The following is an 8,915-nucleotide window of genomic DNA, read 5'->3' as shown; positions in this document are numbered from 1 at the left end:
GTTTTATCTGATGGCGGAAGGCGCGTAACCAAAACGCTTTTGAAAGCGTTCGCTAAAACGCGCTCTGGATTTGTAGCCGCAAGCTTCTGCAATGCGGGTCATATCCCATCGGGTGGTTTGAACCAACATCATGGCGTGATGCATACGGACGTCTATCAGCAAGTCTTCGAAGCGCGTCTGTTCGGCGGCAAGACGCCGCCGCAACGTTGCCGGGCTCATCGCTAACGTTTTTCCCGCTGTTTCCGCCGTCCAGTTTTGTTCCGGAGCCTCAAAAATCAAGGTGCGCAGGCGCTGTGATGCGCTATCCAATGGCAAATGCGTGAAAACATGCCCCCGTTCGGCCAGCGCGGTCAAAAAGTCCAACAGGCGATATTGCAGGCGAATATCGCTGACTTCCTGTTTTTCCACGCTTTCAATCACGTGATAAAACGTCGCCGACAAATCTTCGTTCAGAGGCAGCGTGTTACACGCGTAGTCTGTATAGCGAATGGGGGCCGAAGCTTGCCGGTTTCGGTGAAAGGTATCCAGCAATTCTGCCGACAGCGTCAGGAATATCGAGCGAAAAGGCCGAGCTATGTCGACCGGTGTTTTGACCAAATCTGCACGGGTATTGGGGGCGATCAAGACCAGTTCGCTGGGGTTCTCCAGAGAGAAGTGGTGTGAGGCCGTTGTAATATCGAGCTGGCCGGCCACGATCAACAAGACCGTCGCTTCATGGAAGACGAATTGCGGCGTATGCAGCTGGCGTTTCAATGTCGGCTGACACACCCCGCATAGCCGGCGCCTTGACACCGGAGCCCCCGAAGGAGAATACCAAGGCAAGCGCTTCGCATCTGGCTCGCGTCTGGTTTTCATTGGCCTGGAGGAACTGTTCCGGTTCATGCTCGGCTCCTTCATGGGGTTATTTCACCCTCGGCGCTACGTTAGGGTTCAGGCTGTAGAGCCCTGTCAGGCTTGCCTGGGCTAACACCGGCGCTTCCGCCAGGGCGGCATTCACATTAGCCCCTGTCAAAGGCCCCTGCACATCCAAACCGGGGGTAGCAAGCGCATAAACCGTGAAAATATAATGATGAACTAACGTATCGTTCCACGGTGGGCATGGGCCATCGTAACCGTAGTATTCCCCCTTCATCTGCTCGTCGGCGGCAAACCAATCGGTATAGTCATTGATGCCGTGGCGATAGGCTGAGGGGGCGCTTGGCCCGGCTTTGCCACGCGGCGTTACGCCGTTGGATTGAGAACCCGCCGCAATTTCTACGGTACTGGCCGGAATATCCAGCAGCAGCCAATGAAAGAAATCAACGCGCGGCAACGATGCGGGCACAACCCGACCCTCTTGATTCACATCATCACCACGGCTTGGCACGTCGGGATCATGGCAGACGATCACGAAAGACTGCGTGCCTGCAGGCACTTCACTCCAGGCCAGATGGGGGTTGCGATTTCCCGATAAAGCGACATGGTTGGCGGCATCGGGGACAGCGAAGGCGAACTCACCGGGAATGAACTCTCCTTCTTTAAAGCTTTGGCTGGTCAGTTTCATAAATGCCAATCTCCTGTTCTATTGAGCGGTATCTGCGGGTATGTGATGTCCCCATTATAAGTTTTTCAAAATAAAGTAAGGCGACAAATCCAATCAAAATAGAACCAATTACGCTCATTGTGATTGTATTTGATAGCCTTATGTTGATGGGCGACCGATTCGGTTGCTGTGCCGGTGAGAGTGCCACGGCAAACGCTGGATGGGGATGGGGGTTGGTTAATATTGGTGGGGAAGAGGCTGCTGCGCGCCGAGCAGTTGGTGCATCAGCGGCAACACAAGGTGCCTGATCAGCCAAGCGTTTTTCGGTAAAACACCACCCGTTCCGTTTCTGCAAAGCCCAGCGCCGCATGCAGGCGCTGGGAGTCCAGATTGGCGATATCGGTATCCGACGCCAGCTCGCTGCACCCCTGCTGCTTGGCCCACTCCTGCACCTGCGCGATCAAACGCGCCGCCCAGCCCTGGCGGCGGGCGCGTTCGACGGTATAAATCCCTTCCAAAAACGCCACCGGCGACGATTCGCAGCCGTTGACATAATCGTAGCGCAGCGCGACCTCGGCAAAGCCAACGAAAGCGCCGTCCAGCCCCCGCGCCATAAACGCGGTGTGGTGCGGCGAAGCCAATATTTCGCGCATTTCTGCGCGGTGTTCTTCCCGCGGGCAGGTGGGCCACAGCGCCGAGCGCAGCGCCAGCCAGGCGTCGAGGTTGTCGTGGTCGCAGTTGACGATCATGCGGGGGCCCTTAGCGGTGATTTTTGTTACCCGCGAGCGTAGCAGGTCTCGGCGTGCAAGCTCAATCTCTCCATCGCTATCTCGCCATTTCTCTCACTTATGATAATGATCGTCGTGTTCATGAGCTCGCCGAGACCGGTGTGCTTATCGAACAATGAGTGGAACGCACATTAACGTTCCAAAGAGCATGCTCTCCGGCTCGATAAGGCTAAGGAAGCCTTCGCAATGTGATTGGCCATGCCAACTGGTACAGATGGCCTGTGACTGTGCATAGCTTTCTGCAATGGCCACATCGACGAAAACGTCTCCGTCCAGTTTAAGTAAATACTGATGTAGCCAACCTGGTTGCGCAGACAGATGATGTTGCACCATTTGGCAATAGGCCGCGTACATCTTCTCTTCGGTAATGCCTTTTCTTAGTCTGAAGCGGCCCAGTTCCACGCCATGGCCGGCACTGGCGGGGGAATATGCTGCTATGTGATTAGGGGATGTCATGGTAATTTTTCCAGTAATGGGTGAGTGACTATCATAGGCCGCGACCCTGCCAATTTTTGTCAGGGGTGTCGGAGGCATTCAGTGAGGACCGTCAGGTTATTTTCAATACTCGACCAACTGCGTGGCAGACAACGCCCGGTTTCGGCGGAGTTTCTGGCCCAGACGCTGGATGTTTCGGTGCGAACCATCTATCGAGATATGAGCACGTTGCAGGCGATGGGCGCTCCGATCCGCGGCGAGTCTGGATTGGGGTACCAGTTGGAAAAGGGGTATTTCTTGCCGCCGCTGCATTTTGACGCTAACGAGCTGGAGGTCATAATACTGGGCACTCGTCTGATTGCGGCTCGTGGTGACGCGCAACTGGGTGAAGCGGCACGTCGCGTTTCAGCAAAAATAGGTGCCATATTGGATGACGATACGAAGAAACGCTATGAGGATATGCCATTGCGCGCCGTCTCGCGCAGGACTCTGGAGTATGAACTGGCCGACAGGCATCTGGAGCCATTGCGCGTGGCTATTCGAGGCAGAATGCGGTTGGCCGTCCGCTATCGCGACCTTAAAGGTAATGAAAGCCGAAGAAATATCAGGCCATTAGGATTGACGATGTTTGACGCCGTATGGCTGCTGACCATATGGTGCGAGACCAAAGCCGATTTCCGCAATCTGCGCGTTGATGGCATTCTATCGTTGACGGACACCGGCGAGCGTTTTCGACAGGAAAGAGGTAAACGTTTTGAAGATTATATTAAATCTTTACCGGCAGCATAGGCGCTATGGAGACGGCTTTGGCGATAATGGCACGACGAGCCATTGTGTGGGTGGCACAATAACGACGGACTATTTAAATACCTGCCATTTGAGGGCATTGGGTAGACTCGTACCGCCACTGTGAGCAAGAAATAAAAAAGCCACTTCGAGAAAAGTGGCTTTTTTATATGATTTTAAAGCTAAAATTTGGTGGCCCCTGTTGGGTTTGAACCAACGACCAAGCGATTATGAGTTCCTACCAGAACAACAGAAAATCAATACTTTACGTTGTTTATCATTGACATACATTGCCACTATTTGCCAGCGATTGCTCTTTATTTGCCATTTCTATCGCCACTTTATCGCCATATGTTTAAGACTGCGAATCTGAGAAATTTATTCTTTGACTATTGGTGTGATGTTCATCACGATTTCGTGGTTTTTCATTCATTAGGCCAATGATAAAATTCGAACGAATCAAACCATCATAGATAGGAAGTTTTGCAATGAATGAGAAAAATTATACAGCGATAACTTTAGATACCTCAATATTTGATGGTAATGCATTAAAACTAGAGAAAGGTCTACTTGGGAAATTAAAGCAATTTAATGATTCGCCGACGAAGTTTGTTCTGACAGATATCATCGTTAATGAGCTTGTAAAGCATTTGCATGAGAAAACTATCAATAGCAAAACATCTTTGCAAAAAGCGCTTGAGGAGGCTAATGAGCATCTGTTCTTCGAAGGCAGCTTGTTGATTGATGCAAAACAGCAATTAATTGATAGTCCAGAAATAAATGATCTAGCGAATTCAAGAGTCAATGCATTCCTGGAGAGGACTGGAGCTATTGTTCTTGATTCGGCTGACTATGTTAGCGTTGCTGAATTAAGGGATAATTACTTTAATAATAAACCACCATTTGCGGTTACTGGGAAAAAGAAAAATGAATTCCCTGATGCTATAGCTTTACTTGCATTAGAGCATTGGGCGAAAGAAAATGGTGAGGTTATTTATGCTGTTGCAAAAGATGGAGATTGGAAAAGTTATTGTGAAGACTCGGAATGTCTTGATTATAATGAAAGTCTTGCTGATGCATTAGATTACTTCAATAATAAAGATGCGCCATTTATAGTGGTGAAAAAGTTAGAGTCTGAATTCCAACTATTAAATACTAGTAAATTTGGAGTGCAATTGAGAGGTCAGTTGGAAAGTGTATTTACTGGATACTATGTTGATCAAGATGCAGATTCACCTTTCAATTGGGAACCAGAAGGTGTTGATGTAACCTTTGAAGACTTCACAACATCCGATGATAAATTAAAACTAATTGAGAAAACTGAATCATCGATAGTTGTAGAAGCTTTGATTAATGTTGAACTTAATGCTGAAGGCACATTTTCACTTTATCAATATGACTCGATTGATCATGACCAACTTTACTTAGATAGCGTTACAAAAGATGTAGAGGAGAGTTTTGAATGTAGAATTCTCATTACCTTTGAAGGTGATCTTGATAAGGCTAAAGAAGACACAGATTACCTTGAAATAGATAATGTTGAGGTTATTGATAAATTGAAATCAATTCATTTTGGATACCTAGAATTAGAATATAATGATTATAATTAAATAAGTTTGCGATAAGCAGGTGGTTCTGCTTATCGCTTTTTATACCCTAAATCTTCATTTTTTAATGATTTTATTTTAAATGCTTGTTGATTTTAACTATAACTCGCTAAGTGGATTAAACTTTACTGCATCCTCTAAGTGATCTGGAGCAAAGTGCGCATATCGCATCGTCATTTTGATATCAGTATGGCCGAGTACGCGCTGCAATACCAAAATGTTACCGCCATTCATCATAAAATGACTCGCGAAGGTGTGGCGCAAAACATGGGTAAGTTGTCCCGCTGGCAATTCAATATCTGTTCTTTCCAAAGCGGAACGAAATGCGCCATAGCAATCAGAAAAGAGCCGACCTTTTTTATCTTCAGGTAGAGAATTATAGAAGTCTTTGCTGATAGGTACGGTTCGGTTTTTCCTACCCTTTGTGTTTGTATAAGTAATTTTGCATTCAGCGAGCTGCCTTTTACGCAATCCCTCAGCCTCAGACCATCTAGCACCAGTGGCGAGGCATATTCTCACAACGTTTTCTAAATCTGGATGCTCATGGCGTTTGCACTCTGCAAGCAGTATCCTGATCTGGTCTTGAGTGAGCCAAGCCATTTCCATTTCTTCTGTACGGAAGGGACGCATATTTTTTAAAGGGTTCTCACCCTTCCATTCTCCAAGGCGACTTAGCTCATTGAATACAGCCCGAAAGTAGGCTAATTCAAGATTAAGTGTGCGCGGAGAAACTACTTTCACGCGATTTGAGCGCGCATGCTCGCCTTTAAGCCTTTTTTCACGGTAGCGAGAGAACATCTGTGCATCAAAATCTCTTGCAAGCGGTTCACCCATGCAGTCAAAAGCGTGGTGCATTGCTAATTGACGTTTGAGACCATCTTTCAGAGTGATACCGTGGGCACTATACCAAGCGTCAACTAAATCTTTAAGCGTGCGTCTGTCTTCTTTTTCTTCCTGCCACGGGTTTTGAACCGTGTATTGCTCGAAGGCTAGGGCTTCACCTTTGGTGGCGAATTTCTTTCTTATACGTTGCCCTTTTGCCCCGTTTGGATAAAGTTCACAAACCCAGCCGCCACCGGGATTTTTACGGACAGCCATCAATTAACCTCGCTGTATATTCCTACTACCCTACCAATCGCTTTTATCTCATCAATCCCGCACTCAAACGGTACTTTGCCGCCGGCCACATGTAACTTTTTTCCCGGTAGAACTGTTAACTCACGGATGCTTTTTGCCCCCTCAATATCTACAAGCCATGAGCCATCAGAGAGCGAGGCTTCAAGCTCAAGGAAGTGAATCACGTTGTCTGAACGGAGGCATTGTGGATTAAGGGGAACGCGACTAAAGAGTGATTTTGAAATTCGCATTTCTGACTCATCAACTAGTTTTCCTTCACTTAATGTGAATGCTTTGATGAATAAATCCTCAGTTTTGAAAGCGGGCGGAGTTTTGCCATTTGCGAATTTATCTCCTTTCCCGGTAAGTAACCATCCAATGTCGGCACCAGTTTCGAGGGCGCAATGGACGATAAAGTCATAAGAGATACTGCCCCGAGTGTAGCGGTTTTGCAGGGAGCTGGCGGCGATGTTGAAGTGCCGGGCGAGCTGTATTTTTTGGGCGTAACCGTAGACATCACAAATCCTGTCTAAGACATGCTCGTTACTGATTCCTGAATCGATTTCCATAAAATTCGCATCCACGTATTGACTGTTGCGGCTTTTGCGCATTAGTATGCGGCTAAACCTAAGGTAATTAATGGCAAATGTTGGCAAACGGATGACCATTAATTGCAAGTATTGGCAAATAGGGAATCATGCAATATGGCTTCTGAAATCGCAATCTTCAAAGTACCCGCACCGATCGTAACTACCGAGCAATTTGCCGAGTTGGAAGGTGTCTCTCTTCGAACTGTCTATCGTTGGACAACTGGAGACAACCCGCAGTTACCCATCGAACCCCGCACTATCCGTAAAGGCTGCACAAAAGCAGGTGGCCCGATCCGTATCTACTACGCCCGCTGGAAAGAAGATCAGTTACGTAAAGCGCTAGGTCATTCACGTTTTCAACTCGTTATCGGTGCGTGATTCACTTTAAGTGAATTCATGGGGGTAAAGTATGTTTGATTACGCCATTTCTAAACATCCGCACTTCGATGAAGCCTGCCGACAGTTTCCAGCTCGCCACAATGTGACGGTGCTTGCTAAACAGCTCGGCATGAACGCCCAGACGCTGCGCAACAAATTGAGTCCGGGCCAGCCGCATCAGCTCACTTGTGCCGAACTGCTGGCGATCACTGACGCTACAGAAGATTCCAGCCTGATTGATGCCTTGCTGGCACAAATCAACTGCATGCCGTCCGTGCCTGTCAATGAGGCTTGCGCCGGGAATATTCCAACGTATGCACTGCAGGCTACGGCCGCAGTTGGCAACGTTGCCGCCGCCGCCGTTCAGGGCGACCACAAAACGCCGGTACGCAAAACCGCACTGCTTGAAAGCGTCAACACGGCGATCCGCCATTTGTCGCTGATCGGCTTGACCGTTCAGAACCGCATCCAATGCACCCCGGCTCTGGCCTCCACCGTTGACGTGATCAGCGGGCTGAGTGCTGTTGCTGGTTTAAGCTGAGGTGATCACCATGGTTATTTCTATCGCTCCACTGCTGAAACAACAAAGCCCATCGCGGCATTTTGAACACGGTTTTATTGAACTGCCGGGCGGCAAGCGCTGGCGCCCACGTCACGATCAGTCTGCCTTGCTGCGTGGCCTGTCAACGGCTAAGCCACTTTCACCGCTGCGCCTTTTTTTCTGCCGTTAATTGGGGCTGTCATGTTGTTGGCTACTGAAACACAAAAAGCGATCGGCATTAAGCGCATTTCACAAATTAAGCGTGAGCTGTTCCCGCATAAGCAGAATCAGGCGCAAGAGGCTTTTGATAAGTCGCCGGAACATATCCGCAGAACTGTTTGTTTTCATGCCGGGCTGAAAGAGCGGCATATAAAAATGAAGTTTGCAGAAATGATTTATTCAGAGCGTAAACAAATCGTGTGGGCGCTGAATGACCTGATTGATTTATCAAAAACCTTACCGCGATTTATCAGTGATGATGATTGCGAATTAAACGTTAATTAACCGCATTGCGTAATTCTGGCGTTAACCCGCCGGGCATCGCTTTGTCTGAAATAAGGATTAAATATGTCGAATGTGATTTTTATGGGTTTAGACCCGGCAAAGCAAGGTAGCGATATTTCACAGGTGGCTGTGTTGCTTGACCACGCCCGCCTTGATGAGCGTAAGAATCAAGCCGATCTCGCCGCTGCTCGTCTGGTGCGTTTGGCTGCACATATCTCTAAGAACGGTTTAACGGCTATTGAAGCTGTTGAGCTGCTCCGCCAAGAGGCTGAAGCCATCGAGCATCAAGCGCAGGAGGTGCACTAATGGCCGACTTGATGGACTACGAACAGGAGCGGCAGGCGCTGGTATTGGAGGCGCAGATTATCAATGCCCGTAAATCCTCTGCACTGCCTTCTGCCTTTGTTTGCGAAGAATGTGACGCTCCGATTCCTGCCGCGCGCCGCGCTGCCGTTCCCGGCGTTGATACATGCGTAAGCTGTCAGCAGATCCGCGAGACGCAAAATCACCTTTACGCGGGGAAGGCATGACGGAGTTCTCTATTTTGTTCGGCCTGCTGGCGTTGCTGGCAGGTCATTTTATTGCGGCTGATTTGAGCGATTCAGAATTTGCACGCAGACCAGAAAACCAAAATTACGATTAAGGAAA

General features: G+C 48.5%; 14 protein-coding genes. 8 read left to right on the top strand and 6 right to left on the bottom strand.

Annotated elements, in window-relative coordinates; translation table 11 throughout:
* Window positions 1-3: 3 nt before the first annotated feature.
* The 4 genes from ACMGG9_RS20540 to ACMGG9_RS20525 form a co-directional block, all read right to left on the bottom strand.
* The gene (locus ACMGG9_RS20540; protein ID WP_414161694.1) at window positions 4-882 is read right to left on the bottom strand and encodes a helix-turn-helix transcriptional regulator; all 879 of its coding nucleotides are present in this window, start codon (window positions 880-882) and stop codon (window positions 4-6) included.
* A gap of 19 nt (window positions 883-901) precedes the next feature.
* The gene (locus ACMGG9_RS20535) at window positions 902-1,543 is read right to left on the bottom strand and encodes a YbhB/YbcL family Raf kinase inhibitor-like protein (RefSeq protein WP_197666798.1); all 642 of its coding nucleotides are present in this window, start codon (window positions 1,541-1,543) and stop codon (window positions 902-904) included.
* 287 nt (window positions 1,544-1,830) lie between these two features.
* Window positions 1,831-2,271, bottom strand: coding sequence for an aminoglycoside 6'-N-acetyltransferase (gene aac(6'), locus ACMGG9_RS20530; protein ID WP_047026538.1), 441 nt, complete (start codon window positions 2,269-2,271; stop codon window positions 1,831-1,833).
* A 144-nt stretch (window positions 2,272-2,415) separates the two neighbouring features.
* Complete coding sequence (locus ACMGG9_RS20525; RefSeq protein WP_213587964.1) at window positions 2,416-2,766, bottom strand: hypothetical protein; 351 nt, start codon at window positions 2,764-2,766, stop codon at window positions 2,416-2,418.
* Window positions 2,767-2,790: 24 nt separating this feature from the next.
* Between ACMGG9_RS20525 and ACMGG9_RS20520 the strand changes: the two genes are divergently transcribed.
* Both ACMGG9_RS20520 and ACMGG9_RS20515 read left to right on the top strand, forming a co-directional pair.
* The gene (locus ACMGG9_RS20520; protein ID WP_414161693.1) at window positions 2,791-3,534 is read left to right on the top strand and encodes a helix-turn-helix transcriptional regulator; all 744 of its coding nucleotides are present in this window, start codon (window positions 2,791-2,793) and stop codon (window positions 3,532-3,534) included.
* A 485-nt stretch (window positions 3,535-4,019) separates the two neighbouring features.
* Complete coding sequence (locus tag ACMGG9_RS20515; RefSeq protein WP_414161692.1) at window positions 4,020-5,141, top strand: PIN domain-containing protein; 1,122 nt, start codon at window positions 4,020-4,022, stop codon at window positions 5,139-5,141.
* A gap of 96 nt (window positions 5,142-5,237) precedes the next feature.
* Here ACMGG9_RS20515 and ACMGG9_RS20510 read toward each other — a convergent pair whose 3' ends face one another.
* Window positions 5,238-6,236, bottom strand: a complete 999-nt coding sequence (locus ACMGG9_RS20510) for a tyrosine-type recombinase/integrase (protein WP_414161691.1) — start codon at window positions 6,234-6,236, stop codon at window positions 5,238-5,240.
* Window positions 6,236-6,823, bottom strand: a complete 588-nt coding sequence (locus tag ACMGG9_RS20505; protein ID WP_414161690.1) for a phage repressor protein CI — start codon at window positions 6,821-6,823, stop codon at window positions 6,236-6,238. The genes ACMGG9_RS20510 and ACMGG9_RS20505 overlap by 1 nt, the downstream gene beginning before the upstream one ends.
* Before the next feature lie 135 nt (window positions 6,824-6,958).
* Between ACMGG9_RS20505 and ACMGG9_RS20500 the strand changes: the two genes are divergently transcribed.
* The 6 genes from ACMGG9_RS20500 (at window position 6,959) to ACMGG9_RS20475 (ending at window position 8,797) form a co-directional block, all read left to right on the top strand.
* On the top strand, window positions 6,959-7,222 hold the full coding sequence (locus tag ACMGG9_RS20500) for a hypothetical protein (protein ID WP_072009646.1): 264 nt from the start codon (window positions 6,959-6,961) through the stop codon (window positions 7,220-7,222).
* A 31-nt stretch (window positions 7,223-7,253) separates the two neighbouring features.
* Window positions 7,254-7,763: a phage regulatory CII family protein gene (locus ACMGG9_RS20495; protein ID WP_414161689.1), complete on the top strand. Its 510-nt coding sequence runs from the start codon at window positions 7,254-7,256 to the stop codon at window positions 7,761-7,763.
* A gap of 10 nt (window positions 7,764-7,773) precedes the next feature.
* The gene (locus tag ACMGG9_RS20490; RefSeq protein ID WP_414161688.1) at window positions 7,774-7,953 is read left to right on the top strand and encodes a phage filamentation protein Fil family protein; all 180 of its coding nucleotides are present in this window, start codon (window positions 7,774-7,776) and stop codon (window positions 7,951-7,953) included.
* Window positions 7,954-7,964: 11 nt separating this feature from the next.
* A complete protein-coding gene (locus ACMGG9_RS20485) occupies window positions 7,965-8,267 on the top strand; it encodes a hypothetical protein (RefSeq protein ID WP_193550117.1) in 303 nt (100 codons plus the stop codon).
* Between the two features lie 63 nt (window positions 8,268-8,330).
* Complete coding sequence (locus tag ACMGG9_RS20480; RefSeq protein WP_414161687.1) at window positions 8,331-8,573, top strand: DUF2732 family protein; 243 nt, start codon at window positions 8,331-8,333, stop codon at window positions 8,571-8,573.
* Entirely contained in the window at window positions 8,573-8,797 is a 225-nt protein-coding gene (locus ACMGG9_RS20475) for a TraR/DksA C4-type zinc finger protein (protein WP_414161686.1), read from the top strand. The genes ACMGG9_RS20480 and ACMGG9_RS20475 overlap by 1 nt, the downstream gene beginning before the upstream one ends.
* Window positions 8,798-8,915: the final 118 nt, after the last annotated feature.

This window comes from Serratia sp. BNK-10 (genome assembly GCF_047456065.1).
GTDB classification, from domain to species: domain Bacteria; phylum Pseudomonadota; class Gammaproteobacteria; order Enterobacterales; family Enterobacteriaceae; genus Serratia; species Serratia ureilytica.
The sequence above is the reverse complement of the archived record's forward strand: the minus strand, read 5'-3'. Positions and strand labels throughout refer to the sequence as shown.